Annotated in this window: 21 protein-coding genes and 1 pseudogene; 15 read left to right on the forward strand and 7 right to left on the reverse strand. The window is 66.3% G+C overall.

Going from position 1 to position 25,801, the window contains the following annotated elements; genetic code table 11:
* The first annotated feature begins 35 nt into the window (after window positions 1-35).
* Together ACN22W_RS34960 and ACN22W_RS34965 are read left to right on the forward strand one after the other, a co-directional pair.
* Complete coding sequence (locus ACN22W_RS34960; RefSeq protein ID WP_419690595.1) at window positions 36-959, forward strand: LysR family transcriptional regulator; 924 nt, start codon at window positions 36-38, stop codon at window positions 957-959.
* A gap of 129 nt (window positions 960-1,088) precedes the next feature.
* Complete coding sequence (locus tag ACN22W_RS34965; protein WP_419690596.1) at window positions 1,089-2,477, forward strand: MFS transporter; 1,389 nt, start codon at window positions 1,089-1,091, stop codon at window positions 2,475-2,477.
* Between the two features lie 100 nt (window positions 2,478-2,577).
* Here the strand turns inward: ACN22W_RS34965 and ACN22W_RS34970 are convergent, their stop codons facing one another.
* Together ACN22W_RS34970 and ACN22W_RS34975 are read right to left on the reverse strand one after the other, a co-directional pair.
* The gene (locus ACN22W_RS34970; RefSeq protein WP_419690597.1) at window positions 2,578-2,805 is read right to left on the reverse strand and encodes a hypothetical protein; all 228 of its coding nucleotides are present in this window, start codon (window positions 2,803-2,805) and stop codon (window positions 2,578-2,580) included.
* Between the two features lie 15 nt (window positions 2,806-2,820).
* Entirely contained in the window at window positions 2,821-3,099 is a 279-nt protein-coding gene (locus ACN22W_RS34975) for a DUF4148 domain-containing protein (protein ID WP_419690598.1), read from the reverse strand.
* A 269-nt stretch (window positions 3,100-3,368) separates the two neighbouring features.
* Between ACN22W_RS34975 and ACN22W_RS34980 the strand changes: the two genes are divergently transcribed.
* Genes ACN22W_RS34980 through ACN22W_RS34990 form a run of 3 tightly spaced genes read left to right on the forward strand, consistent with a single transcriptional unit; the run spans window position 3,369 to window position 9,544 of the window.
* Window positions 3,369-6,599: an efflux RND transporter permease subunit gene (locus tag ACN22W_RS34980; RefSeq protein WP_419690599.1), complete on the forward strand. Its 3,231-nt coding sequence runs from the start codon at window positions 3,369-3,371 to the stop codon at window positions 6,597-6,599.
* Window positions 6,600-6,648: 49 nt separating this feature from the next.
* Window positions 6,649-8,004: an efflux RND transporter periplasmic adaptor subunit gene (locus ACN22W_RS34985; protein WP_419690600.1), complete on the forward strand. Its 1,356-nt coding sequence runs from the start codon at window positions 6,649-6,651 to the stop codon at window positions 8,002-8,004.
* A 31-nt stretch (window positions 8,005-8,035) separates the two neighbouring features.
* Window positions 8,036-9,544, forward strand: coding sequence for an efflux transporter outer membrane subunit (locus ACN22W_RS34990; RefSeq protein ID WP_419690601.1), 1,509 nt, complete (start codon window positions 8,036-8,038; stop codon window positions 9,542-9,544).
* On the opposite strand, the gene ACN22W_RS34995 is transcribed toward ACN22W_RS34990, so the two are convergent.
* Together ACN22W_RS34995 and ACN22W_RS35000 are read right to left on the reverse strand one after the other, a co-directional pair.
* Window positions 9,525-11,003 carry a heavy metal sensor histidine kinase gene (locus ACN22W_RS34995; RefSeq protein ID WP_419690602.1) on the reverse strand — a complete coding sequence of 493 codons (1,479 nt, stop codon included), beginning with the start codon at window positions 11,001-11,003 and terminating at the stop codon, window positions 9,525-9,527. The two genes, ACN22W_RS34990 and ACN22W_RS34995, sit on opposite strands and share 20 nt — an antisense overlap.
* Window positions 11,000-11,677, reverse strand: a complete 678-nt coding sequence (locus ACN22W_RS35000; protein ID WP_419690603.1) for a heavy metal response regulator transcription factor — start codon at window positions 11,675-11,677, stop codon at window positions 11,000-11,002. Before ACN22W_RS35000 ends, ACN22W_RS34995 begins: the two co-directional genes overlap by 4 nt.
* Window positions 11,678-11,877: 200 nt before the next feature.
* Between ACN22W_RS35000 and ACN22W_RS35005 the strand changes: the two genes are divergently transcribed.
* Window positions 11,878-12,135, forward strand: coding sequence for a DUF4148 domain-containing protein (locus ACN22W_RS35005; protein WP_193102524.1), 258 nt, complete (start codon window positions 11,878-11,880; stop codon window positions 12,133-12,135).
* A gap of 300 nt (window positions 12,136-12,435) precedes the next feature.
* The gene (locus tag ACN22W_RS35010) at window positions 12,436-12,762 is read left to right on the forward strand and encodes a hypothetical protein (protein ID WP_419690604.1); all 327 of its coding nucleotides are present in this window, start codon (window positions 12,436-12,438) and stop codon (window positions 12,760-12,762) included.
* A 267-nt stretch (window positions 12,763-13,029) separates the two neighbouring features.
* Here ACN22W_RS35010 and ACN22W_RS35015 read toward each other — a convergent pair whose 3' ends face one another.
* Window positions 13,030-13,374 (reverse strand): DoxX family protein, encoded by a 345-nt coding sequence (locus ACN22W_RS35015; protein WP_419690605.1) that lies wholly within the window; start codon window positions 13,372-13,374, stop codon window positions 13,030-13,032.
* 2 nt (window positions 13,375-13,376) lie between these two features.
* Window positions 13,377-14,300: an NAD-dependent epimerase/dehydratase family protein gene (locus tag ACN22W_RS35020; RefSeq protein WP_419690606.1), complete on the reverse strand. Its 924-nt coding sequence runs from the start codon at window positions 14,298-14,300 to the stop codon at window positions 13,377-13,379.
* 129 nt (window positions 14,301-14,429) lie between these two features.
* Here ACN22W_RS35020 and ACN22W_RS35025 point away from each other — a divergent pair, with 129 nt between their 5' ends.
* From ACN22W_RS35025 to ACN22W_RS35040, 4 genes are all read left to right on the forward strand, one after another.
* On the forward strand, window positions 14,430-15,035 hold the full coding sequence (locus ACN22W_RS35025) for a TetR/AcrR family transcriptional regulator (protein ID WP_419690607.1): 606 nt from the start codon (window positions 14,430-14,432) through the stop codon (window positions 15,033-15,035).
* Window positions 15,036-15,405: 370 nt separating this feature from the next.
* On the forward strand, window positions 15,406-16,641 hold the full coding sequence (locus ACN22W_RS35030; protein ID WP_419690608.1) for an MFS transporter: 1,236 nt from the start codon (window positions 15,406-15,408) through the stop codon (window positions 16,639-16,641).
* 25 nt (window positions 16,642-16,666) lie between these two features.
* A complete protein-coding gene (locus tag ACN22W_RS35035) occupies window positions 16,667-17,629 on the forward strand; it encodes a LysR family transcriptional regulator (protein ID WP_419690609.1) in 963 nt (320 codons plus the stop codon).
* Between the two features lie 89 nt (window positions 17,630-17,718).
* Entirely contained in the window at window positions 17,719-19,248 is a 1,530-nt protein-coding gene (locus tag ACN22W_RS35040; RefSeq protein ID WP_419690610.1) for an amidase, read from the forward strand.
* Between the two features lie 41 nt (window positions 19,249-19,289).
* Here the strand turns inward: ACN22W_RS35040 and ACN22W_RS35045 are convergent, their stop codons facing one another.
* Window positions 19,290-20,534, reverse strand: coding sequence for a hypothetical protein (locus ACN22W_RS35045; RefSeq protein WP_419690611.1), 1,245 nt, complete (start codon window positions 20,532-20,534; stop codon window positions 19,290-19,292).
* Between the two features lie 450 nt (window positions 20,535-20,984).
* Between ACN22W_RS35045 and ACN22W_RS35050 the strand changes: the two genes are divergently transcribed.
* The 4 genes and pseudogenes from ACN22W_RS35050 to bamA form a co-directional block, all read left to right on the forward strand.
* The gene (locus ACN22W_RS35050; RefSeq protein ID WP_419690612.1) at window positions 20,985-22,151 is read left to right on the forward strand and encodes a porin; all 1,167 of its coding nucleotides are present in this window, start codon (window positions 20,985-20,987) and stop codon (window positions 22,149-22,151) included.
* Window positions 22,152-22,532: 381 nt separating this feature from the next.
* Entirely contained in the window at window positions 22,533-22,922 is a 390-nt protein-coding gene (locus tag ACN22W_RS35055; protein ID WP_419690613.1) for a hypothetical protein, read from the forward strand.
* Between the two features lie 137 nt (window positions 22,923-23,059).
* Window positions 23,060-23,407, forward strand: a complete 348-nt coding sequence (locus ACN22W_RS35060; RefSeq protein WP_419690614.1) for a hypothetical protein — start codon at window positions 23,060-23,062, stop codon at window positions 23,405-23,407.
* A 125-nt stretch (window positions 23,408-23,532) separates the two neighbouring features.
* Window positions 23,533-25,755, forward strand: a pseudogene (gene bamA, locus ACN22W_RS35065) (outer membrane protein assembly factor BamA); the annotation flags it as partial.
* Window positions 25,756-25,801: the final 46 nt, after the last annotated feature.

A 25,801-nucleotide genomic window follows, 5' to 3' on the forward strand; every position in this document is an offset into this window, starting at 1 on the left:
ATAGGATTTGATTAATCCATTTTTGGAGGAATCCGATGCTCGATCTGAATGATCTCGCGCTGTTCGTCCAGGTCGTCCGCGCCGGCAGCTTCTCGGAGGCCGCGCGACGCCTGCGCATGCCGGCCAATACGCTGAGCCGGCGCATCGACCAGCTCGAAGGGCAACTCGGCACACGCCTGCTGCATCGCTCGACCCGCAAGCTCGCGCCGAGCACGGAGGGCCAGACGCTGTTCGAGCGCTATGCGCCCGCACTCGACCGGATCTTCGAGATCGAGCGAATGCATGCGGACGAGCAGGAGCCGTCCGGCACGGTTCGCGTGACCGCGATGGCCGGCCTGTTCGAATTCTTCCGGCTCGAATGGCTGGCCGAGTTCTATGCGCGTTATCCGCAGATCAGCATCGACTTCCTGCTCGACGATACGCCGGCCGACCTGATCGGCGAGCGCATCGACCTCGCGCTGCGGATGGGGATCGAGACCGGCGGCAGCTTCCGCGTGCGCCGGATCGCGCCGGGCACGATGATCCTCGCGGCCAGCCCCGCGTATCTGGCACGGCGCGCCGCGCCGCGCACGCCGCGCGATCTCGCCGAACACGATTGCCTGACGGTTTCCAGCCGCCAGGGCCGCAGCATGTGGCGCCTGCAGGGGCCGCGCGGTACTCAGGAAATCGCAATCGATGGCCGCTTCTCGGTGAACGACATGCGCGTGGTGGTGCAGGCGTGCGTCGCCGGGCTCGGGATCGCGCTGCTGCCGCAGTTGCTCGCCGAACCGGCGATCGAGCAGGGAAAACTCGTGCGGGTATTGCCCTCCTATCAACGCTCGAGCACCGGCCTCGGGCTGCAGCTCGTCTATACGAGCCGCCCGCCGCTGCCGCAGGCTGTCGCGCTCTTCGCCGAGTTTCTGCTGGAAAAACTGGGCGACGGCATGCCCGGGCAGCCAGCGAGCCAGGCAGACCGATAACGTTTCCTTGTCGGCGCAAACGGAATTTCTTGTTGGACGCGGAATTTCGGCGATCCAACACTGCGGGGCATCGCGTCGGGGTCCGACCGACGCCATACAAGGGCCCGGTGCCCATCGCAGGAGACAGCCATGCCGGCAGCAGGAAGTTCCATCAATGTCCGTGAATTCATCGACGCGCGCGCGGTCAGCCCGTTTCAGTGGCTGGTCGGGTTCCTCACGTTCGTCGTGATCTCGCTGGACGGCTGGGATACCGTCATCATCGGCTTCGTCGTCCCCGAACTGATCAAGGAATGGGGCGTCACCAAGAACGCGCTGGCGCCGGTACTGAGCGCCGCGCTGTTCGGTCTGGCGGCCGGTGCGCTGCTCGGCGGGCCGATTGCCGACCGGTTCGGGCGCAAACGCGTGCTGGTCGCCAGCGTGCTGATCATCGGCCTCGGGACGCTGGCCACCGCGCACGCCACGTCGCTCGCAACGATGCTGCCGATCCGGTTCGTCACCGGGCTCGGCCTCGGCGCCGTGATGCCGAACGTCGTGACGCTGTGGTCCGAGTACGTGCCGGAACGCCGGCGTTCGTTCCTCGTGACGATCGTGTACAGCGGCTTCACGGTGGGCGCCGCACTGTGCGGCTTCATCGCGGCCTGGATCATTCCGGCCTACGGATGGCGCACGATGCTCACGGTCGGCGGCGCGCTGGCCGTGGTATGCGTGCCGCTTCTGATGCGCTGGCTGCCGGAATCGGTGGCATTCCTGACGGTTCAGAACAAGCGTCCCGAACGGATCGCGAAGATTCTGTCCGCGATCGGACGTACGCGCGTGCCGGCCGATACGTCGTTCTTCCTGCCGGCCCAGCCCAGGGTGAAAGGCGGCGCGATCGGCACCATCCTGTCGAAGCGCTACGTCGCCGGCACGGTCCTCATCTGGCTGTGTTATTTCGTCGGGCTGTTCGTCACCTACCTGCTCTACAACTGGCTGCCGACGATGGCGAAAGAGGCCGGCTACACGAGTGCCCAGGGCGCAATCATGGTCGGCTTCCTGAACTGGGGCGGCGCGCTGGGCTCGATCGCGATCGGCTGGCTGATGGATCGCTTCGATCGATACCGGACGATCGCGCTGAGCTTTTGCCTGGCGGCCGTGTCGCTCTGGGCAGTCCATGGGATGCAGTCGACGTTCGGCGCGCTGCAGGTGCTCGCCTTCGCGTGGGGATGGTTCATACCCGGCACCAATACGGGGATGAACGCGTTGACCGCGCGCTTCTACCCGACCGTCGCGCGCTCCACCGGCTTGAGCTGGATGCATGCGTTCGGGCGGCTGGGCGCCATCGGCAGCGCGTTTGCCGGCGCAGCCATCCTGAGTGCGGGATTGGGGCTCGGCCAGATTCTCCCGATGATGGCGGTTGCGCCGCTGACGGGTGCGGTAGCCGTGCTCGTCATCGCTGGGCTCGTGAAGCGGTGGGCGCTGGCGGACGAATCGGTGTCGGTGGTGGTGCCTGCGGCGACCGAGGTTTCGCCGAATACGTGACGCGCGTTGAACCCGGGACGATCGCGCGGCTGCATGCATGCCGCGTGTGCGTCCGCCGGTCCACGCCGAAACCGGAACGCATGACGGCCGTCGCCGCGGCTCAGTTCCGGCATGCCACCGCCTTCCTGTCGGTGTCGCGATCCTGATTCGAAACGACGCTTGCAGCGTGCGCTCGCGTGTCGCCACTCACCCGCGTCGGATTCAACTCGCGTAACACGCTGGCGCGCCCGCCGTCGTCATCGGGCAGTTGCGGCATCCCGCGCGCCAAGGCCGGAGCGACCGCCGCCGCGAGCAGCGCGGCGATCGCCAGTCGGGAAAGAACCTTCATCGCCCGGCTCCCGTTTTACTGCGCATTGACGGACGGCACGGACGTCGACGCGGTCGCGGTACCCGGCTCGCCGTGCGCGATCGCATACAGCTCGGCATTGCGCGAGATCGTCTGCGTGCTCGGCGGATAGTCCCAGTTCGACGTCGGCACAGTGCCGTCACGCTGCGCCTGGACCAGCTGGGCGATCACGTCGGCGCGCGTCAGGTCCGACGACGACGTCTGTGCGAAAGCGGCGACCGGCGTGCCGATTGCGAGTGCGAGCAGCGCGGTGGCTGCGATCAGTTTGCGATTCATGATGAAACTCCCGGAACGGTTCGATGAGGACGCATCGTCGATGCGCCGCCGGCGGTACCGCGGATGCGGTTCGCCGCCCGACACCTTCATTCTGGTCATCGCGGCCGGCACGACGCTGACCGCCACATGACAATCCTGAAATCTGCGGCTCAGCACGCAGATAACAGCTTCGTAATCTTCGAGTCAGGGCCGGGTCAACGCGGCGCCGGCAGACTGCACGCTCGTCGCATCGAATGCGGCGCCCCTGCCCTGCTTCGAGGAACAAACTCATGTGGATCGTCCGGCTGGCGTTGCGCAGGCCCTATACGTTCGTCGTGCTCGCGCTGCTGATCTTCATCGCGGGACCGCTCGCGCTGCTGCGCACGCCGACCGACATCTTCCCGAACATCGACATTCCGGTGGTCAGCATCGTCTGGTCGTACAACGGCTTCTCCGCCGAGGACATGGCCAAGCGCATCACGTCGAACTACGAACGCGCGCTCACGTCCGACGTCGACGACATCGAGCACATCGAATCGCAGTCGCTGAACGGCGTGTCGGTCGTGAAGATCTTCTTCCACCCCGGCGCGGACATCAATCGCGCGATCGCGGAAGCCGCAAGCAATTCCGCGTCGATCCTGCGGATCCTGCCGCCCGGCACGCTGCCGCCGAACATCATCACGTACAACGCGTCGACGGTGCCGATCCTGCAGCTCGGACTGTCGAGCGACACGCTCGCCGAGCAGCAGCTGTACGACCTCGGCAACAGCTTCATCCGCACGCAGCTCCCGACCGTCCAGGGCGCGGCCGTGCCGCTGCCGTTCGGCGGCAAGATCCGCCAGATCGTCGTCGATCTCGACACGCGCGCGCTGCAGGCGAAGGGGCTCGCGCCGATCGACGTGGTGAACGCGATCAACGCGCAGAACCTGATCCTGCCCGGCGGCACCGCGAAAATCGGCACGCGCGAATACAACGTGCAGATGAACGGCAGCACGCAGACGGTCGCCGCGCTGAACAACCTGCCGGTGAAGACGATCGGCGGCAGCGTCGTGTATGTGCGCGACGTCGCGCATGTCCGCGACGGTTACGCACCGCAGACCAACATCGTGCGCGCCGACGGCAAGCGCGCGGCGCTGCTGACCGTCGAGAAGACCGGCAGCGCATCGACGCTGACGATCATCCAGCAGGTCAAGGCGATGCTGCCGAAGATCGCGGCCGGCCTGCCGAAGGCGCTGCACATCTCGGCGCTCGGCGATCAATCCGTGTTCGTGAAAGCGGCGATCCAGGGCGTCGTGCGCGAGGCGCTGATCGCCGCGTGCCTCACCGCGCTGATGATCCTGCTGTTCCTCGGCAGCTGGCGCGCGACGCTGATCATCGCGGTGTCGATCCCGCTCGCGGTACTCACATCGCTGCTCGCGCTCGCCGCGCTCGGCCAGACGATCAACATCATGACGCTCGGCGGGCTCGCGCTCGCGGTCGGGATCCTGGTCGACGACGCAACCGTCGCGATCGAGAACATCACGCATCACCTCGAACGCGGCGCGCCGCTCGAAGACGCGATCCTGACCGGCGCGGGCGAGATCGCGGTGCCGACCTTCGTGTCGACGCTGTCGATCTGCATCGTGTTCGTGCCGATGTTCCTGCTGACCGGCGTCGCGCGCTACCTGTTCGTGCCGATGGCCGAGGCGGTGATCTTCGCGATGGTCGCGTCGTATTTCTTCTCGCGCACGCTGGTGCCGACGCTCGCGATGGCGCTGATGCGCGCGAAGGGGCACGGCAAGCCGCCTCGCGGCGTGTTCGCACGGATCGCGCGTTTCCAGGCCGCGTTCGAGCATCGTTTCGAAGCCGTACGATTGCGCTATCGCGCGCTGCTGTCGGCGGCGATCGCGCGCCGCCGCCGTTTCGCGGCGGCCTTCCTGCTCGCGTGCGCCGCGTCGACCGGCCTGTTCGCATTCGCCGGGCAGGATTTCTTCCCGTCGGTCGACACCGGCGAAATCCGCCTGCACCTGCGCGCGCCGACCGGCACGCGAATCGAGGAAACCGCACGCCTGACCGACGAGGTCGAAGCGCGCATCCACGACGTGATTCCCGCGAACGACATCGCGAGCGTGCTCGACAACATCGGCGTGCCGGTGAGCGGGATCAACCTCACGTACGACTCGTCCGACCCGATCGGCACCGAGGACGCCGACGTGATGATCACGCTGAAGCCGAACCACGCGCCGACCGCCGCTTATGTCGCGAAGCTGCGCAACCTGCTCGCGCAGTCGTTCCCCGGCGTGACGTTCGCGTTCCTGCCGGCCGACATCGTCAGCCAGATCCTCAACTTCGGGCTGCCCGCGCCGATCGACATCCAGATCGTCGGCAACAAGCTCGACCAGAACCGCGTGGTCGCGAACGCGCTGCTCGCGAAGCTGCGCGGCGTGCGCGGCCTCGTCGACGCGCGCATCCAGCAGCCCGGCGACGAGCCGGCGATCAACGTGAACGTCGACCGCACCAAGGCGATCCAGGCCGGCCTCGAACAGCGCGACGTCGCGCAGAACCTGCTGATTGCACTGTCCGGCAGTTCGCAGACGACGCCGAACTTCTGGCTCGACCCGCGCAACGGCGTCAGTTATCCGCTGATGGTGCAGACGCCGCAGTATTCGGTCGATTCGCTGCAGGCGCTCGCGAACGTGCCGCTGCCCGCGGGCACCGCCCGTTCGCCGCAGACGCCGGCCGGCGGCCCGGCCGCGGGTGCACCCGCGCAGAACCTGCTCGGCGCGCTCGGCAGCTTCTCGCGCGCGACGCAGCAGGCGGTCGTGTCGCACTACAACGTGCAGCCGGTACTCGACATCTTCGCGTCGGTGCAGGGGCGCGATCTCGGCGGCGTCACGGCCGACGTGACGAAGCTCGTCGACGACGCGCGCGCGCAGTTGCCGCCCGGTTCGTCGATCGTGCTGCGCGGCCAGGTGCAGGCGATGCACGAGTCGTTTGCCGGGCTGCTCGGCGGCCTCGCGCTCGCGATCGCACTCGTCTACCTGCTGATGGTCGTCAACTTCCAGTCGTGGCTCGACCCGCTCGTGATCGTCGGCGGCCTGCCCGCGTCGCTCGCCGGCATCGCATGGATGCTGTTCGTCACGCGCACGACGCTGTCGGTGCCCGCGCTGACCGGCATGATCCTGTGCATCGGCATCGCGACCGCGAACAGCATTCTGGTCGTCAACGCGGCGCGCGAGCTGATCGCGGGCGGCGCGCCGCCGTGGCAGGCCGCGCTCGATGCGGGGTTCAGCCGCTTCCGGCCGGTCGTGATGACCGCGCTCGCGATGCTGATCGGCATGCTGCCGATGGCGCTCGGCCTCGGCGACGGCGGCGAGCAGAACGCGCCGCTCGGCCGCGCGGTGATCGGCGGGCTCGCGTTCGGCACGCTGTCGACGCTGCTGTTCGTGCCCGTCTTGTTCGGCTTCGTCCATGCGTGGATCGAGCGGCGCCGCGACGCGGCCGCCGCGCGCCGCGCGCAGGACACGCCGGCGCTGTCCTGATCGCCGCTTCATGCCGATTCCCTTCGACTCGCCCGACCTCGACCCCATCATGAACGACTCGACCGAACCCCTCGCCCCCGCACCGGCCGCCGAAGTGGACACGGCGCCGCCGACCGTGCACGACACGACACCCGAAGCCTCGCCGCGCCGCCGCCCTCGCAAGCTCGCCGTGCCACTGGCCGTGCTTGCGGCGGCCGCCGCACTGCTGGCCGCCGGCATCGTGCCGCGCGTCGACGCACGCGCCGCGCAGCGCGTGCAGGTGGCCGCGCAGCAGGCGCTGCCGGTCTCGGTGATCCTGCCGGGCACCGCGCCCGCCGACCAGACACTGACGCTGCCGGGCTCGGTGATGCCGTATGCCGAGGCGTCGATCTATGCGCGCACGAGCGGTTATATCGCGCACTGGAGCGCCGACATCGGCGCGCACGTGAAGGCCGGGCAGACGCTCGCGCAGATCACCGCGCCCGACCTCGATGCGCAGTTGCGGCAGGCGCGCGCCGACGCGGCGACCGCGCAGGCGAACTACGACTACGCGAAATCGACCGCGCAGCGCTGGCAGGACATGCTGAAAACGCAATCGGTATCGCAGCAGGACACCGACACGAAGGTCGCCGACATGAACGCGAAGCGCGCGATGCTGGCGTCCGCGCAGGCGAACGTCGCGCACCTGACCGAGCTGGTGTCGTACGAATCGGTCGCGGCGCCGTTCGACGGCGTGATCACCGCGCGCAACGTCGACGTCGGCACGCTCGTCACCGCGGGCGGCACGCCGGGCAGCCCCGGCCTGTCCGGCGAGCTGTTCCATCTCGAACAGACCGGCACGCTGCGCGTGTTCGTCGACGTGCCGCAGGACAGCGCGGCCGGCGTGACGACGGGCACGTCCGTCTACCTGACCACGCAGCAGTACCCGGCGCGGCGCTTCGCCGCCCGCGTCGCGCGCAGCGCGGGCGCGATCGATCCGGTCACGCGCACGCTGCGCGTCGAGATCGACGTCGATAACGCCGACGGCGCGCTGATGCCCGGCGCGTATGCGCAGGCGCACCTGCTCGTGCCGAGCGCGGCCCCCGCGTTCGAGCTGCCCGTCAGCGCGCTGCTGTTCCGGCCGAACGGCGTGACGGTCGCGACCGTCGGCGCGAACGGCACCACCGCGCTGAAGACCGTGCAGATCGGGCGCGATTTCGGCACGCACGTCGAGATCGTGTCGGGGCTCGCCGCGAGCGATCGCGTGATCGACAACCCGGGCGATTCGATAACGGCCGGCGAGGCGGTGAAGGTCGTGTCGGTCGCGCATGGCGCGGCGCCGGCCGCGCAAACCGGCCCGGTTACCGGTGCGAAGGCCGCACCGCGCGCCGCTGCGGCGGCGCCCGCTTCGATGCCGGCAGCGGTTGTCACGCCGGCCCGCGGCTGATCCGCCGATGCAAACCCGCGAGAGATCCGTCATGTGCTTCCTTCGTCCGCTTCCGTTCGCCCGCCGCGTTGTCGTGCTCGGTGTCGCCGCCTCTTTGACCGCGTTGTCCGCGTGCTCGACGCTGCCTGCGTATGCGCCGCCCTCCGTCGCGGTGCCCGCGCACTACGCTGGCGTACCGGCTTCGGGCGCCCCCAACGCCCAGCCCGGCTGGAACGTCGCCACGCCGGCCGATGCCGCGTCGCGCGGCCCATGGTGGACCGTCTTCAACGACGCCGATCTGAACGCGCTCGAAGCGCGCGTCGACATCTCGAACCAGACCGTGAAGAAGGCCGTCGCCGATCTCCAGCAGGCGCGCGCGATGGTCGACTACCAGCATGCGGGGTTCCTGCCGACCGTGACGGCCGGTGTCGCACAGACCCGCTCGCGCGTGTCGCAGAACAAGCTCGGCTCGTCGCTCGCCGGTAAAACGACACCCGACTACCAGGCCGGCGTGGCTGCGAGTTGGGAACCGGACGTATTCGGCCGCGTGCGCGACGCGGTGACCGGCGCGCAGGCGAACGCCGACGCGAGCGCGGCCGACCTGCAGGCCGTGAAGCTGTCGGTCACGTCCACGCTCGCGACCGACTATTTCGCGTTGCGCTCGCTCGATACGCAGAAGCAGTTGCTCGACGACACGGTGCGCGCGTACGCGGACGCGCTGAAGCTGCTGAAACAACAGCTCGCGGCCGGCGCGATCGACGCGTCGGCCGTCGCGCAGGCCGCGACGCAGCTGGAATCGACGCGCACGCAGGACACCGACATCGATGCATCGCGCGCTCAGTTGCAACATGCGATCGCGACGCTCGTCGGCGAAAGCGCGTCGACATTCGCGCTGCCGCCGCGCGTCCAAGCGTTCGACGTGCCGGCGATCCCGGCCGGCGTGCCGTCGCAACTGCTCGAGCGGCGGCCCGACATCGCGGCGGCCGAGCGCCGCGTCGCGGCCGCGAACGCGCAGATCGGCGAGGCGCGCGCCGCGTTCTTTCCCGATCTCGTGCTGTCGGCGAGCGCCGGGCTCGAAAGCGGCTTCTTCGCGCCGTGGCTGACCGCGCCGAGCCTGTTCTGGTCGCTCGGCTCGCAGCTCGCCGGCACGCTGTTCGACGGCGGGCGCCGCAGCGCGTCGCTGCGCGGCGCGCATGCGCAATACGACGGCACGGTCGCCGACTATCGGCAGACCGTGCTGGTCGCGTTCCAGCAGGTCGAGGATCAGCTGTCCACGCTCGGTGCGCTCGCGTCGGAGGCCCGCAGCCAGCAGCGCGCGACCGATGCGGCCGACCTGTCGCTGCGGCTGACGACGAATCGCTTCAACGCGGGCGCGGTCAGCTACCTGGATGTCGTGACCGCGCAGACGATCGCGCTGACGAATCGGCGCCTGGCCGACCAGATCGCCGCGCGCCGGATGGAGGCCGCGGTCGGGCTGCTGACCGCGCTGGGCGGCGGCTGGCACACGGGTGCGGACACAACCGCCGCCGGGCACCCGGCCGCTACGCCGTCGGCGTCTTGATGAACGTGAGGATGAAGCGCGTCCCGCCCGCGTCGCTCTCGACGCGCGCGGTGCCGCCGTGCAGTTCCATCACCGACCGCACGATCGCGAGGCCGAGCCCGGCCGTGCCGCCCGGCACACCGCCGCTGCGCGCGGGGTCGCCGCGCACGAAGCGGTCGAAGATACGCGGCACCAGCGCGGGATCGATCGGCTCGCCCGGGTTCGAGACGACGACGCACACCGCGTCCGCCATTTCGTCGACGCGCAGCGCGATGACGCCACCCGCCGGCGTATAACGCAACGCATTCGCGAGCAAGTTGCTGACCGCGCGGCGAAACAGTTCGAGATCGGCGGTCAGCCGGCCGTGTCCGTCGACGCGCAGCGTCGAACCGGCTTCATCGGCGAGCCCTTCGAAATATCCGGCGATACGCTCCAATTCGTCGTGCACGTCGAATGCGCGCTGCCGCGTGACGAAGCCCGGATGCTCGGCGCGCGCGAGAAACAGCACGTTCTCGATCATCCGCGCGAGACGGTCGTATTCCTCGAGATTCGATTCGAGCAGCGCCTGGTATTCGTCGGCCGAACGCGGCCGCGCCAGCGCCACCTCGGTCGCGCCGCGCATGTTGTTCAGCGGCGTGCGCAGGTCGTGCGCGAGATCCGCGCTGAATTGCGACAGGTGCCCGAACGCCTGCTGCAGGCGGCCGAGCATCGCATTCTGCGCGTCGACGAGCGCCGTCAGCTCGCGCGGCGCGCGCGACGCATCGAGCCGCGTATCGAGCTTGTCGACGGTGATGCGGCCCGTGTTCGCGACGATCTCGCGCAGCGGTGCGAGCGCGCTGCGGATCAGCCAGTAGCTGAGCAGCATCGCGAACAGCGCGCCGAGGCCGCCGGCGATCTTCAGCTTGTCGCGGTAACCGTCGAGCAGTGCGGCGCGATCGCTCATGTTGCGCGCGAGCGCGATCCGGATCAGCGTGTGATCGCGCAGCGCGGCCTCGGCGACGATACCGCGCACCGGCGTGCCGCCGTCGGCGGTCCACGTCGCGATCCGGTCGACGGTAATCCGGTCGTTCGCGGGCACCGGCGTCGCGTGCGGCGGAAACAGTTCGGCATCGGGTAACGCGGGCCGCACCGGCAGCGCGGGCGACGATGCGTCCGGCGGATCCTCGAGCTCGGTGCGCTCGACGTTGTGGCGCGCGAGCACGTTGCCCTGCGCGTCGGCGACGGCCAGCGACAGCGCCGCGTTGCCGAGCACCTGGCTCGTCAGCCGGTCCGCATGCGCGCGCACCGCGTCGAGCGAGTCGAGTTCGCCCGCCAGCCGGCGCGTGTGCCGCGCGGCGAGCACGATGTCGAGGTCGTCCTGCGCGCTCACCTGCCGCTCGAGGCCGCTGTACACATACGTGCCGACGAGCGCGAAGACGGCGAGCGTGGTCGCGCCGAACGCGAGCGCGAGCGTCGCGCCGAGCGAGCGGCCGAGCGTCATGCGTCGTCCTTCGGTTCGAGCACGTAACCGACGCCGCGCACCGTATGGATCAGCTTGACGGCGAACGCGTCGTCGATCTTCGCGCGCAGCCGCCTAATCGCGACTTCGACCACATTGGTATCGCTGTCGAAATTCATGTCCCACACGTACGACGCGATCTGCGTGCGGCTCAGCACCTCGCCTTGCCGGCGCGCGAGCAATTGCAGCAGCGAGAATTCGCGCGGCGTCAGGTCGATCCGCACCGTGCCGCGCTTCACGCGGCGGCGCACGACGTCGATCTCCAGGTCGCCCACGGCAATACGCTCCGTCTCGCGCGGCGGTCCGCGGCGCGCGAGCGTGCGTATGCGGGCGAGCAGTTCGACGAACGCGAACGGCTTCACGAGGTAGTCGTCGGCGCCGAGTTCGAGGCCGTGCACGCGGTCCTGCACGTCGTCGCGCGCGGTCAGGAACAGCACGGGTGTCGTGTGCGTGTCGCGCAGCCGCTTCAGCACGCTCCAGCCGTCGAGCACCGGCAACATCACGTCGAGCACGATCACGTCGTAGTTTTCTTCCTGCGCGAGCGTCAGCCCCTCGCCGCCGTCCTTCGCGAGATCGACGCTGAAGCCGGATTCCTCGAGCCCCTTCTTCAGGTACGCGCCGGTCTTCGGTTCGTCTTCGACTATCAGGATGCGCATGATCGGCTCCGTCGCATTCGGTGATGACATGCGCCGATGTTACCGGGAAACGATGCGGGCGAGCCGCCCCGCGCGGGCGCGACACGGCTTGATTACGAAACTGTAATCAGCGGGTCAGTGTGGTGACTGCTCGGGAAACCAGAATGGGAAACGTGGGCCCCTCCCCACTCGCCCGTTCATTCATCCGCCCAGGAGCCATCATGAAACTCGTCGCTGCTTTCGTCGTTGCCACGCTGAGCCTGCCGTTCGGCACGCAGGCCTTCGCCCAGTCCACACAGGCGCCGATCACGCGCGCCGAAGTGCGCCAGCAACTGATCGATGCCGAAGCCGACGGCCTGCTGCCGTCGAACCGGAACGACTACCCGCCGTCGCAGTCGCAGATCGCGCGCAACCGCCAGCTTTACGCGCTCCAGCATCCGGACGCGGCGCCGGTCGCGACCGCTTCGACCGGAAATTGATCTCGGCTTATTACCGACAGCCGGCTGACAGTCGCATGTCGCACCTGCCCGGCACATTGCCGAATATTCCGCGGCGCGCCAGAATCGCGTCCGCGGAATCCTTTTCAATCAAGTGCTTGAGCGTATCGTCTCGACCGCTGCAATCCCGCTTAACGATCGACCCGCGTGCGTGAAAACCTCTCTCGATCGCCCTATCCGCGACACCGCTATTTTTGGAAATCGGACGTTACCCGCGTGTAATTCTCATTCATCCGACCTTCCACTAGATTGAAGGCGTTCCCAGCGCAACGAGGTGACGCGATGAATGCGAAACAATGGGCCGTCCTCGGCTCGGGCGTGCTGATTGCATGCCTTTCCGTACAGCCGGCGATGGCCGGTATTTCGATCGGTCTCGGCATTGCGGCGCTCGCGCCCGTCTATGTCGCACCGGCACCCGTGTATGTCGCGCCGCCGCCGGTCGTCGTGCCGGCACCGCCGGTGGCCTACGCGCCGTATGCACCGGCCGTCGTGGCCGCGCCCGTGATGGTGCCCACGGTCGGCATCGCGCTCGGCTGGCATGGCGGCCGCTACTGGGATGGCCGCCGCTGGTGGGGCCGGCAGGACTGGGCCGCGCATCACCGCTGGTAAGCGCGCGGCGCGCGGCCGACGCCGACACAGGCTCGCCGCAAACAAACTTGATCGACTGCACGACCCGCGCGGCGGATGCGGATCAGAGGCGGCGACGTGATCGCTGCCCCCAGTCCTTTTTGTTGTTCTTCATGGATTTCCGGCGGATATCTGTCGGATAACGACCCGCAAGCGATGCACGTCGCTCTCGTCAACGGACCTTCGCCAGAGGCAATGTGAGTTGCAGGCCTGGCGTCCCGGTCTCGCTCAGTTGATGGCGAGCAGGCTTCAACCGCGGATCGCCGCAGTCACCACAATGAGCGCCGAGAAGATCAGCGCCGGAGCGATATGCCGGAATGGCTCCCGATTGCGCAGCAACGTGAACAACGCGCCGATCATGATCGCACCGGCCAGCATCAGGCCCAGCACCCTCGTTTGATGTCCAACAAGAAGTCCCGCACTGAGCAGCTCGAGCGCGCCGCAAAGCAACTGAAACCATGCCGGGTAACCCCAGCGTGCGAAGTCGCGCTTCGCCGCGCCGCGTCTTGAGAGATTGACCACGCCGGCAACCGCGAACAGCACCGCTGCGATCGTCGCGAGAATCGATTCAACAGAAGCAGGGTTGAACGCCATCGTCATGCTCCGTTGCGTTGCTGAAAGTGCTCCCGTGCGGAGAGGTCCGCAATCAGGCCCGGGCCATGGGGTTCCCACGCAAGTACGTGCCGCGCATGCTGGCCGCTGACCGTCTGGTCGAGCGCAAGTGCGTCGGCAAATGGTCCAAGCGATTGGCGAGCGTGGTCGAGCGGCCAGCATTCGACGCGGTCGGCGCCGACCGAGGCCCGAATCGCTTCGCCCATTTCGGCAACCGCCACGGCCTCTTCCGCGACCACGTTGAAGATCTGTCCGTTGACGCGATCGTCTCCGCTTGCCAGCCGCGCCACCGCGCTCAGATATGCGGTGGCCAGATCATCGACGTGCACGGCCGGCCAGTGATTACGACCATCGCCGACGATGCTCACGCTGCCGGTCTGGCCAACCATGCCGGCAAGCATGCCGAAGATGCCGCCGCCGTAGCCGTGGACCATCGCCGGCCTGAGGATCGCCGCGGCAATCGAACGGCGTGCTGCCAGCGCCTGCACGCGTTGCTCCACGGCGGGCCGCCAGGCGACGAGGGGGGTCGGGTTCAGCGCCGATGCTTCAGTGGCCGGCTTGCCCTCCGTATTGCCGTAGACCCATATGCCCGATGTGTAGAGGAACGCCGCGCCGGGACGCAACTGGGCAAGCATCGCCTCGACCGCGGCGGCGTCGGCTGCAGCGGCGGAGGCATCGTTGGTCGACGCCATGTGCACGACGCCATCGGCGACACCGGCAGCCGCGGCAAAGGACTGCGGCTCACGCAGGTCGCCTGCATGCAGTTTCACGCCGAGACGAGCCAGCGCGTTCGCGGCCGCCGACCGGTCGTCGCGCACCAGCGCCGTCACTTGATGGCCGAGGCGGATTGCCTGGCGCGCGACCGCTTGCCCGATGTAGCCCGTACCACCTGTAATGAACAGTTCCATGGTGTTTTCCTCGATGGGTGCCCGCGAAGTCGACAGGCCACAAAACGAGACTCATCAGTCTCGTTTCGGCCAATGTAGACGAGACTGGCCAGTCTTGTCAACGATTCGATGATCTGTTATTTATCGGGCATGAACACTTCCTCTGTCCCCGACTTGAGCCCGCTGCAACGCCGCAAGCGGTCCGCCATCCTCGACGGTGCGAAAACCGTTTTCTTAAGCCAGGGTTTCGGCCTGGCAACCATGGACGACGTCGCCGCGGCCGCGGGCGTCGGCAAACAGACGGTCTACCGTCACTTCAAGTCGAAGGAAGCACTCTTCGTGGGCCTGGTGACCTCGATGTGCGCCCAGGTGGGTGGCGTCCTTGCCGGCGCGCTGGACGCGCAAGCCGATGGCTTGCCCGAAGCCGAGTTGCGCGAACTGGGATGGGCCTTGGCCCGGATCCTCATCGTTCCGGACAATCTGCGGCTTTACCGGGCCATCGTTGCCGAGGCCGAGCGCCTCCCGGAACTCGGCCAGGTGTTTTACGAAAACGGCTTAAAGGTCGTGCGTGCGTTCGCCGCGAAAATTCTGCGAAAGCGATTCGACGAATCGACGGCTGCATTGCGTGCAGCGACATTCGTTCAACTGGTGCTGGGCGACGCGTATCTGGAACTGTCGATTGGCTTCCCGGTGCCCGATGTCGATGCGCGCTTTGCGTTGCAGGTCGACGAGGCGGTTGCGGCTGCACTTCGTTAAGGCGCGCCGCACGTCAATGCCGGACAGTTGTTGCCGCGAGCATCACGCGTACGTCACGCGCTTGCTTCCTTCCGAGCCGTGATGCGGCCGCCTGCGCCGCATGCTCTCCCGATTCGACTCTGCCACCGTGACGACACCGGAACGCGTCGTCGTCCACCCGATGCGAAGCACGCATACGTCTCGTGCGTGAAACGCACCCACGCCGCCACCACCGCCGCCCGTTTCAGTGATTTTTCGCGAACGGAGGAATCTGAATATGTCACTTGTCGGCCAGTTTGTAGCTACTTACGATCGATTCGACTAGTCGCGGTGGGACTGCACGGCACAGCTGAAGCGGGCCCGGTCTTCTCTCTGTTGGCGGATGCTCGGCATGATCGACCCCCATGAAAGCAAACGCGCTAGCCTCGCGGTGTTCGCGCTGCTCTACCTCGGTTTTTGTCTGTCGTACATCGATCGCTCGGCGATCGCGCTGTCGTTCGTCGCCATCGGCAAGGAGTTCCACGTCGGCGCGGCCGCACTCGGCGTGGTGATGAGCACGTTCTATATCGGTTATGCCGCGATGCAGATTCCCGGCGGCTGGCTCGCGGATCGCTGGGGCAGCAAGAAGGTTATCGTCGTATCGATCCTGTCGTGGTCGGTATTCACGTTGATGACCGGTCTCGCGTGGTCGCTGGCTTCGCTGATCGCGATCCGCTTCATCTTCGGTCTCGGCGAAGGCGGTTATCCCGGTGCCGCCATGAAGGGCATGGCCGAATCGAGTGCGCGGGAAGATCGCCCGAAACTGTTTGCGCTGCTCATGTCGTCGAACTATGTCGGCAGCTTCATCGCACCGCTCGCCATCGCCCCCCTCATCCTGACTCTCGGCTGGCGTCATGCGTTTGTCGTCGCGGGTGTGGTAGGTCTCGTGTTCGCGCTGTTCTATCTGTTCGCGGTGAAGGACACGCATCAAAAGCGCGATTCGGCAGGCCGACCCGCACGCATCGACGGCGCGGCAACGCGCGCGCTCCTCAAGATGCCGCTGATGTGGAAGATTCTGCTGACCTGGTTCGGCATGGGCATCGTCAACAAGGGGCTCGATGCGTGGATGCCCACGTATCTGCTGACCGAAAGACATCTCGATCTCAGGGCGGTCGGCATGCTCACGCCACTGCCGTTCGTGGCGGCAAGCATCTCGACGGCGCTCGGCGGCTGGATTCTCGCGCGCTGGTTCGACGGCCGCGAAAAATGGCTGATGGCCGCGTGCTGCGCGATCTCGGGCTTCTTCCTCTACGCGATGTACACCGCCGAAACGGTGGCCGGCGTGATTACCTGTCAGGCCATCGTCTACTTCTTCAAGTCGTTCGTCTTCGCCGGCGTCTTTGCGCTACCGGCAAAGTTCCTGCCGCAAAAACTCATCGGCACGGGTACCGGCATGGTGAACTTCGGCGGACAGGTCGCGGGATTTGTCGCACCCGCGGTCATCGGCCTGTTGATCGCGGTCACCGGCAACTATGACGCGGTATTCGGCTTCCTGATCGTGGCAACGGCATTTGCGTTCGTCACCAGTCTGTCGATCCGGCTGTCGCCCCAGGCAGATTCGCGCATCGGCGCTGTCGAGGAGGCCTGATCGCGCCGCCCGCCCACCGGACGTTATGATGGAATATTGCGTGTCCTCCCGTCGATCCATCATGAGCGCCCGTATTCTTCAGGAAGCCGCTGTCCGTTATTTCCTCGAAGTGGTCAACGCCGGTTCCGTCGCCGACGCCGCCACTCGCCTGAATGTCGTGCCATCCGCGGTGAGCCGCCAGATTGCGCGGCTCGAGAACGAGCTTGGCACGCCGCTCTTCGTGCGGCAATCGCGCGGCATGGTCCCGAGCAAGGCGGGCGAAATGCTTGCCGCGTATGCGCGCCGCTCGCAGCTCGACGCCGAACAGATTTCGCTGGAAATCGACGCGCTGCGCGGTGAGGCCGAACGCACGATCCGCATCGCCTGCACGGAAGGATTCGCGGCCCACTTTCTGCCGCGTGCGATGGCGGACTTCCGGCGCACGGTCGCGCCGGCCTCGTTCGAGGTCGTCGTCGATACGGCCGCCGACGTCACGCAGCGCGTACGCGACGGCGAATGCGATATCGGCCTCACGTTCAGCTTCGGCCCGTCCAAGGACATTCAGATCTGCTTTTCCGCGCCGTCGCCCGTATTCGCGATCGTCGCGTCGTCTCATCCGCTCGCGCGGGCCGAGCAGGTGTCGTTTCGCGAATTGCTGGCGTACCCGCTCGCGTTGCCGGGGGTGCATTCGACGCTGCACAAGCTGATCGATATCTATTGCAGCCGCGAAGGTGTCGCGTGCAAGAGCGTACTCCGCAGCGCGACGCTCGAAACGCTCCTCGGTTTCACGCTCGCAAGCGACGCCGTCACGTTCTGCGGCGAACTCGTGGTGCGCCCGCGTCTCGCGTCCGGCGAACTCGTCGCGTTGCCGGTGCCGGAGCTCACCACCGGCGAGCGTGCCATCGAAATTCAAACCCTCGCGCGACGTGAACTCCCGCCGCTGCTGCAATCGTTTGTCGAGCATCTGAGCAACGGGATTTCGCCGTCCGCACGCGTTGAGCAAAAGTGAACTGACCGTTCGATAATCGTCACTGGCGGCCGTTTTTCTCGTCGTCTACATTGAGCGGACTCCTGCCTCGTCACTTAAAGCACCGTCCGATGAACCACCGTCACGAACTGACCCGTCACAGCGCCGTCGAGCTGCGTGTGTTGTTGCAGGCGCGAGAAATTTCCGCCGTCGAATTGCTTGAAGCCTGCATCGCGCGAATCGAAGCGCTCAATCCATACGTCAACGCCATCACGGCGACGAGCTTCGAACGCGCGCGAATCGAGGCCCGGGCCGCGGATGCCGGACTCGCACGCGGCGATACCGTCGGTGCCTTGCATGGCTTGCCCATCGGCATCAAGGATCTCGAAGAGACCGAAGGTCTGCTGACGACGTACGGCTCACCGATCTATCGCGCGAATGTGCCTGCGCACGACAACACGCTGGTGCGCCGCCTGCGCGCAGCCGGTGCGATCGTCGTCGGCAAGACCAACGTGCCGGAACTGGGTGCGGGTGCGAACAGTTTCAATCCCGTGTGGGGCGCAACGGGCAATCCGTTCGATCCGCGCCTGAACGCAGGTGGCTCGTCGGGTGGCTCGGCGGCCGCACTCGCGCTCGACATGGTGCCGCTTGCCAGCGGCTCGGACACCGGCGGCTCGCTGCGTATTCCGGCCGCGAAATGCGGTGTGGTCGGTTTGCGCACCTCGCCGGGACTCGTGCCGAGCGATCGCAAGCCGCTTGGCTGGACGCCGATTGCGGTGGTCGGGCCGATGGGACGCACCGTCGAAGACACCTGGCTGCAACTCGCGGCGACGGTCGGCCAGTCGAGCACCGATCCGCTCGGCTATCCGTTCGCGATGAGTCCGACGATGGACGGCCGCGCCCCCACCGACCTGTCGAAACTGCGCATCGGTTACACCGAGGATTTCGGCGTATGCGAAGTGGACGACGACATCCGCGCCGTGTTCCGCCGCAAGATCGACTTCCTGCGTCGCGAGGTGGCCGTCTGCGATCCGATCGACGTGGACTTCGAGGGCGCGCATCGCTGCTTCGATGTCCTGCGCGCGGAGGCGTTCGTCGCGGGCCTGCAAAAGGCGTACGAGGCCAACCCCGATTCACTCGGCCCGAATCCGCGCGCGAACTACGAAATGGGTATCGACCTCGGCCTTGCGGATTGCGTGCGTGCGCACGGCGACCAGACACGCTTGTTCCGCCGCTTCCAGACGCTGTTCGACCGTTACGACGTGATTCTTTCGCCGACGACGCCCGTCTCGCCGTTTCCGTGGACGCAGCCGTATCTGAAATCGGTGAATGGTGTCGAACTCGAGAACTACTATCGCTGGCTGTCGCTCACGTACGTCGTGACGCTCGCGACGAATCCGGCACTGTCGCTGCCGTGCGGCGTCGATCATCGCGCCATGCCGTTCGGGCTGCAAATGATCGGCGCGTTCCGGGGCGATCTTGCGCTGCTCGATGCGGCGCGTTCGTTCGAAACGCTCTTCGCGTCGTCCGACGAGACCCGCCGCCCGATTCCCGATGCCGCGAAGCTGCGCGCAGCGCAGGTCGACCTGAAGTCGATCGTTACGCATCCGCCGATACTGGATGCCGTGTCGGCGTCCAATGTCGCCTCTTCAGTGGCCTGAGCGACGCGCTGCTTATCGCCGAGGTATCTGGCGGTCGCTGTCTACCGCCGCGCCGCCAGGAAATTGCGCGCCGTGCTCGTCAACCGCGACCACGGCCCCGCTCGCCGTTCCGCGCCCTGCTCGGCCAGCCCACCCAGCGCCGCCTTCATCATCGCGAGTTCGCTCGCAAGCACGGTGTCACAGCCGAAGCTGCCGGCCGCGGCGAGATCCACGATCCGCATCGCCTGATCGACGCACATGTGTGCATAGGCGGCTGTGGCATCCGCATCGGCGCGCGCGCCCAGCGTCGCCTCGGCCAGCTTGCTCGCCCACAGCGCGAGCGCATCGACCGGTGCGCTGCCGTCGCGCACGAGCAGCTTGCCGATTTCCATCGCGGCGAGATGCACGTCCTCGTCGTCGGAGCACGACAGCGTGCGGCTGCGCACCGCATGGTTCCGGTGCGCGGCACGCATCGACGGCGTCAATCCGGTCAGGTTCGCGATCCACGCTTCCGCGGCACTCAGGTACGCATGCGACCGGATCGCCAGGTCGCAATCGAAGATCGCATCCGCGTGAGTCGTCGAATACCGCATCGCGAGCAGCCAGCAGCCGAGAAACGCGCGATAGGTAGCGGCCGGCCCGACATACGCCGCGTGCGCCTTGAAGAATTCGATGCTGTGATTGGCCGGCTGCTCGCCGACGCACGGGAAGTTATCCGGCAAATCGATTCGCAAGCCGACGACGACGCTCTCGACCGCCGGCACGCTGCGGCCGCACGCGAGCGCCAGGTACGGCAGCGCGATACAGTGCGCATCGCGATGCGCGACGAGCCGGTCGCAGTACGACTGCCACTGCGCGAGCGGATTGCGCGCGACGACGATGTGAACGACGTCCGGGAATGCGCGGCGCATCCATGCGAGGCGTCCGAGCGATTCGCCGAACCGGAATACCGGTATGCACCCGCGATCGAACGCCTGCGCCATCAGTTCGCGCAGAAAGTACTCGATGTCGCCCGCATATTCAGGCGTCGCCTCTTCGAACTGGTTGGCTGAAAACGCCATCTCGACGCGCGACATGCCGAGCGCGTCCTGTCTGAGCGTATCGGCAACGCTCGCGGCCGGCCGCCGGCCGGGCGCGGGTCCTTCCGAACCGGTGTCGGCATATTGCGCGTAGTCGACCGACTCGACCATCGCGCGCAGCGGTTCGTCGTAGGCCATCACGCCATCGAGATCGCGAAGGCAGGACCACAGCCAGCCGTCGGTCGCACCATATCCGGAATGCAGAAACACCGCTTGGGTCGAGTTCATGGAAGCCATTGGATCGTTGTGTTGAAGTTCGTCCATCACGTCGATCCAGTGTAGGTTCCGGTGGAATTACCCGGTTTACGGGTTCGGTTACGGTGATTTACCGGCCACACTCGAGCATCGCCCGCTTTCCCCACACCATTTTCATTACGGCATTTGACGCGCGAATGCGCACTCGCGCATCGCTTCGCGCCGCAGCATGACCAACCGCCACCGACGCAGCCCCGTGCGACACGGCTCGCGCGGCGAGTCGCACCTCGCCGCGCAACGTATCAAATAGATTGCGCACGCAACCATCACATTACATGAACGCGCCGCCGAAACCGGCGGTAAACCCGTCGTTGTGGATTCCCAACGGACTGAAAATTGTGACGTGACCTAATGGCGGCTCCTGACGAAGGCCGATCGATTCGGCAGGAACGCAAGCAGTCCCGTTACATGCCAGGAGAGTTCATGATGAAAGGTATTTTGAGGAAATCGCTGTTGTCGCTCGCGTTGCTCACCGGCTTCACCGCCGCGCACGCACAGAGCACGGTGACGCTGTACGGCGTCATCGACGAGTCGCTGCAGTTCACGCATAACGCCACGCCCACCGGCAGCAACCAGCTCGGCCTTTATTCGGGCAACCTGTCCGGCAGCCGCTGGGGCCTGATGGGCAGCGAGGATCTCGGCGGCGGGCTGAAGGCGATCTTCCAGCTCGAGAACGGCTTCAACGTCAACAACGGCAAGATGGGCACCTACAACGGCACGACCTCGCTGTTCGGCCGCCAGGCCTACGTCGGCCTTCAAAGCAATCAATACGGCACGGTCACGCTCGGCCGTCAGTACGATCCGCTCGTCGACCAGGTTCAGGGCCTTACCGAGGACAATTATTTCGGCAGCACGTTCGCCACTGCCGGCGACGTCGACAATTACGACAACAGTTCACGCACCAACAACGCGATCAAATACCTTTCGCCAAGCTACGGCGGGTTGCAGGTCGAGACGATGTACGCGCTCGGCGGCGTCGCGGGGCAAACCGGATCGGGGCAAACGTGGGCGGTCGCGGCCTCGTACAACAACGGTCCGTTCTCGCTGGCCGCCGGTTACTACGTGGCGGACAACTCGAATTCGACGCTCGCACGCACCGGCTGGTCGTCGACGTCGGACGGCACCTTCGACGGCCCGGTCAACTCGGGTTACGCAACGGCGAAGTCGATCAATATCGCGCGCGTCGCCGCACGCTACATCGCCGGACCGTACACGGTCGGCCTCGCGTACAGCAACTCGGCGTACAAGGCGGACGCGCAGTCGGCATTCGCGTCGACCGAGAAGCTCAACACGGGCCAGGCCTATTTCAACTATCAGGCCACGCCAGCGCTGCTGCTCGGCCTCGGCTACAGCTATACGCATGCGAGCGGCGATACCAACGCATCCTATAACCAGGTGTCGCTCGGCGCCGACTACAGCCTGTCGAAGCGGACCGACGTGTATCTCGTGGGCGCGTGGCAGAAGGCGACCGGCACGCAGCTGAACGCGGATGGCACCGTGTCGAGCGCCGACGCGTCGATCGGCTCGTACGGCGTCGCCGGCACGAACAGCCAGGACATGGTCAGCCTCGGCATCCGCCACCGGTTCTGATCGCAAGCAGCGCCGGCCGTCGTTCGCGACGGCCGGCGCACGACCGCTTTTCGCCGCAATCGTTTTAAATATTGCGGCCGTCCAACGCGCCGAAATGCGCTCCCCGATGCGAAAACCCGGCAAACGATGGCGCGTCACACGTCATCACGCAGCATCGATTACCGATCGCGCCCATTGCCCGCTGTCAGCGTCTTCGAATATCTCAATAATAGACGGCCACTCTTGCGCGAGATCCAATTCATTCCGCTTACAACACGTCATTCACGGAGTCCTGAATATGACGAAACAATCTTGAAATTTATTTGACGATCGCGTGACCTATGCTTCCGTCACACCGCATACCGGCCACGCCGATAGCGGCCGTCCTCCCCGACAGCGAAAGTGAAAGGCCCGATCATGTATCACACGATGCGCATGGAAGTCTCCACCGAATCCGGGTATCCAGTGATCCGATTCACGATCGACGGCCAGACGTCCATACTCGGCGTTCACGACATCGACCAGATGATCCTGCAGCTCGCGACCGCACGGGCCGCGATGCAGCCGACGCATCCGGTCGAACCGCCGGAAGGCCAGTATCCGTTGCAGATCGACCCGTGCTGGCGCGTCGACCGGCTCGCCGACTACGACGGTGCGGTGCTGTCGATCCGTCACGTCGGGATGGGCTGGATCGCGTTCGCGCTGCCGTCCGTCAACCTGACCAACCTCGTCGAAGCGCTCGCGTCGCCACCAGAAATGACCGCTCCGCTCAACCACGCGATGCTGAACTGATGCGCGATCGGCGCTGACTTCGTTCGCGCCAGATCGCCGAATCCGATCCAATTTAATTCGCTATGCGAATCATCACGATCCGCCGATACCGGCCCGGATCGTGGCTTTCCGTTCCTTTCTGCCAGGACATGCCCATCATGCGAATCCCCTCCCCGACCGCCGCGCTCGCCCGGCGCCCGTCCGCCTATGCGTTGTCGGATCTCGGCGCCTGTACCTGGTTTCTGCTGCCGATCGACTCTCGGCCGGCCGTCTCCGCGGCCGGCACCGCACCCGCATTCGACGCACGTCCGATTTTCCGCTGCCGGCTCACCGGCCGCTACGCACCCGGGCTGTCGCTGAATGCCGTCTGCGGCAACGGCTACGCGGCCGTGCATCAGCTGGCCGAATCGCATGTCGACACGGTATCGCGCCTGCTCGTGCGCGATGCGCAGAACGACGCCGAACATCGCGTTCACGCGCTCGACGACGGGATCGACTGGCAGTGAAGACGCGTTCGATGAGCTTAGGCTGGCTCGCCCGGCTTTGCTGGCTCACGCCAGTCGCATTCCCGGTCCACGCGCAACCGGCGCAGGCCGCGCAAACGGCGCCCGACACACCGGCGTCGACCGGTTTCGCGATCCAGGACATCCGCGTCGAGGGTCTGACGCGCATCGAGCCCGGCACCGTGTTCTCCTATCTGCCGTTCAAGATCGGCGACACCTTCACCGACGACAAGGCATCGGCCGCGATCCGCGCACTTTACGCGACCGGGTTCTTCAACGACGTGCGGATCGCGACGGAAGGCAACGTCGTGATCGTGAACGTCGCCGAACGCTCGGTGATCGGCACGATCGATTTCGCGGGCCTCCACGAGTTCGTCAAGGACGCGATCGAGAAGGCGATGAAATCGGTCGGCCTGGTGTCCGGGCACGCGTACGACCCGTCGCTCGTCAGCAAGGCCGAGCAGGAGCTCAAGCGGCAGTACCTGACGCGCGGCTACTACGCGGCCGAGGTGACGACCACCGTCAGCCCCATCGACCGCAACCGCGTGGGCCTGCTGTTCTCCGTCATCGAAGGGCCGAGCGCGAAGATCCGGCAAGTCACGTTCCTCGGCAACCACGTATTCAGCGACGCGACGCTGCGCGACGAAATGCAGCTGTCGACGCCGAACTGGTTCTCCTGGTACACGAAGGACGACCTGTATTCGAAGGACAAGCTCGCGACCGATCTCGACGCCGTCCGCGCGTACTACCTCGATCGCGGTTATCTGGAGTTCAACCTCGAGTCGACCCAGGTGTCGCTGTCCCCGGACCGCAAGGACATGGACCTGACGATCACGCTGCACGAAGGCCAGCCGTACACGATCTCCGCCATCCGGCTGGCCGGCGACCTGCTCGGGCGCGAGGTCGAACTGAACCGGATCATCGAGATTCGCGCGGGGGAACGCTTTTCCGCGGCGAAGCTCAAGGACACGACGCAGGCGCTGATCGACAAGCTCGGCGAGTATGGTTACGCGTTCGCCACCATCAATACGGTCCCGCAGATCGACCAGCAGCATCACAAGGTCGACCTCACGCTGCAGGTCACGCCCGGACGCCGCGTCTACGTGCGGCACGTCGACATTTCCGGCAACACGCGCACGCGCGACGAGGTGATCCGCCGCGAGATGCGCCAGATGGAAGACGCGTGGTTCGATTCGTCGCGGCTCAAGCTGTCGAAGGACCGCATCAACCGCCTCGGCTATTTCACCGACGTCGACGTCACGACCGTGCCGGTCGAGGGCACCGCCGACCAGGTCGACGTGCACGTGAAAGTCACCGAAAAGCCGACCGGCACGATCTCGCTCGGCCTCGGTTACGGTTCCGGCGAAGGCCCGATCATCTCGGCCGGCGTGTCGCAGGACAACGTGTTCGGCAGCGGCCAGACGATCGCCGTCAATGCGAACACCGCGACGACGATGCGCACGCTGACGGTGTCGCAAACCGATCCGTACTTCACGATCGACGGTATCAAGCGCATCACCGACGTGTACTACAAGACGACCCAGCCGCTCTATTACTCGAGCACGAACGACACCAGCTTCCGGATCATCTCGTACGGTCTGGACACGAAGTTCGGGATCCCGTTCTCCGAAAGCGACATGGTGTATTTCGGGCTCGGGCTCGAACAGGATCGCCTCGACATCGATTCGACCACCCCGCAGAGCTATATCGACTACGTGAACACGCTCGGCCGCGTGTCGAACGTCGCACCGTTCACGGTCGGCTGGTCGCGCGACATGCGCGACAGCGCGCTGATCCCGGGGCGCGGTTACTTCCTGCAGGCGAACGCGGAATACGGCACGCCGATCGGCACCGTGTCGTATTACAAGACCGACGTGCAGGCGCAGTACTACCACTCGTTCGCGCGCGGCCTCGTGCTCGGAATGAACTTCCAGGCCGGCTACGGCAACGGCCTCGGCGGGCAACCCTACCCGATCTTCAAGAACTACTTCGCGGGCGGCATCGGTTCGGTGCGCGGCTACGAGCCCGGTTCGCTCGGCCCGCGCGACGCGACGACCGGCGACCCGATCGGCGGCTCGAAGATGGTGGTCGGCAACGTCGAGATGACCGTCCCGCTGCCCGGCACCGGCTACGACCGCACGCTGCGCGTGTTCACGTTCGTCGACGGCGGCAACGTATGGGGCACCGAAGGCAACAGCGTCGGCGCGAACGGCTTGCGGTACAGCTACGGCATCGGGCTCGAATGGATCTCGCCGATCGGCCCGCTGAAGATCGACTATGCGCTGCCGATCGTCCACCACACCGGCGACCAGTATCAGAAGTTCCAGTTCCAGATTGGCACGTCGTTCTGATCCCGCCACCGGCCCGCGCAACGGCGCGCGCGGCGGCCTCGTCGCC

This window comes from Burkholderia theae (assembly GCF_048565265.1).
GTDB classification, from domain to species: domain Bacteria; phylum Pseudomonadota; class Gammaproteobacteria; order Burkholderiales; family Burkholderiaceae; genus Burkholderia; species Burkholderia theae.

Bases quoted from the DNA above. Each gene is read 5' to 3' on its own strand.
- ACN22W_RS34960 (WP_419690595.1), top strand. From the start codon at position 36: ATGCTCGATCTGAATGATCTCGCGCTGTTCGTCCAGGTCGTCCGCGCC.
- ACN22W_RS34965 (WP_419690596.1), top strand. From the start codon at position 1,089: ATGCCGGCAGCAGGAAGTTCCATCAATGTCCGTGAATTCATCGACGCG.
- ACN22W_RS34970 (WP_419690597.1), bottom strand. From the start codon at position 2,805: ATGAAGGTTCTTTCCCGACTGGCGATCGCCGCGCTGCTCGCGGCGGCG.
- ACN22W_RS34975 (WP_419690598.1), bottom strand. From the start codon at position 3,099: ATGAATCGCAAACTGATCGCAGCCACCGCGCTGCTCGCACTCGCAATC.
- ACN22W_RS34980 (WP_419690599.1), top strand. From the start codon at position 3,369: ATGTGGATCGTCCGGCTGGCGTTGCGCAGGCCCTATACGTTCGTCGTG.
- ACN22W_RS34985 (WP_419690600.1), top strand. From the start codon at position 6,649: ATGAACGACTCGACCGAACCCCTCGCCCCCGCACCGGCCGCCGAAGTG.
- ACN22W_RS34990 (WP_419690601.1), top strand. From the start codon at position 8,036: ATGTGCTTCCTTCGTCCGCTTCCGTTCGCCCGCCGCGTTGTCGTGCTC.
- ACN22W_RS34995 (WP_419690602.1), bottom strand. From the start codon at position 11,003: ATGACGCTCGGCCGCTCGCTCGGCGCGACGCTCGCGCTCGCGTTCGGC.
- ACN22W_RS35000 (WP_419690603.1), bottom strand. From the start codon at position 11,677: ATGCGCATCCTGATAGTCGAAGACGAACCGAAGACCGGCGCGTACCTG.
- ACN22W_RS35005 (WP_193102524.1), top strand. From the start codon at position 11,878: ATGAAACTCGTCGCTGCTTTCGTCGTTGCCACGCTGAGCCTGCCGTTC.
- ACN22W_RS35010 (WP_419690604.1), top strand. From the start codon at position 12,436: ATGAATGCGAAACAATGGGCCGTCCTCGGCTCGGGCGTGCTGATTGCA.
- ACN22W_RS35015 (WP_419690605.1), bottom strand. From the start codon at position 13,374: ATGGCGTTCAACCCTGCTTCTGTTGAATCGATTCTCGCGACGATCGCA.
- ACN22W_RS35020 (WP_419690606.1), bottom strand. From the start codon at position 14,300: ATGGAACTGTTCATTACAGGTGGTACGGGCTACATCGGGCAAGCGGTC.
- ACN22W_RS35025 (WP_419690607.1), top strand. From the start codon at position 14,430: ATGAACACTTCCTCTGTCCCCGACTTGAGCCCGCTGCAACGCCGCAAG.
- ACN22W_RS35030 (WP_419690608.1), top strand. From the start codon at position 15,406: ATGATCGACCCCCATGAAAGCAAACGCGCTAGCCTCGCGGTGTTCGCG.
- ACN22W_RS35035 (WP_419690609.1), top strand. From the start codon at position 16,667: ATGATGGAATATTGCGTGTCCTCCCGTCGATCCATCATGAGCGCCCGT.
- ACN22W_RS35040 (WP_419690610.1), top strand. From the start codon at position 17,719: ATGAACCACCGTCACGAACTGACCCGTCACAGCGCCGTCGAGCTGCGT.
- ACN22W_RS35045 (WP_419690611.1), bottom strand. From the start codon at position 20,534: ATGAACTCGACCCAAGCGGTGTTTCTGCATTCCGGATATGGTGCGACC.
- ACN22W_RS35050 (WP_419690612.1), top strand. From the start codon at position 20,985: ATGATGAAAGGTATTTTGAGGAAATCGCTGTTGTCGCTCGCGTTGCTC.
- ACN22W_RS35060 (WP_419690614.1), top strand. From the start codon at position 23,060: ATGCGAATCCCCTCCCCGACCGCCGCGCTCGCCCGGCGCCCGTCCGCC.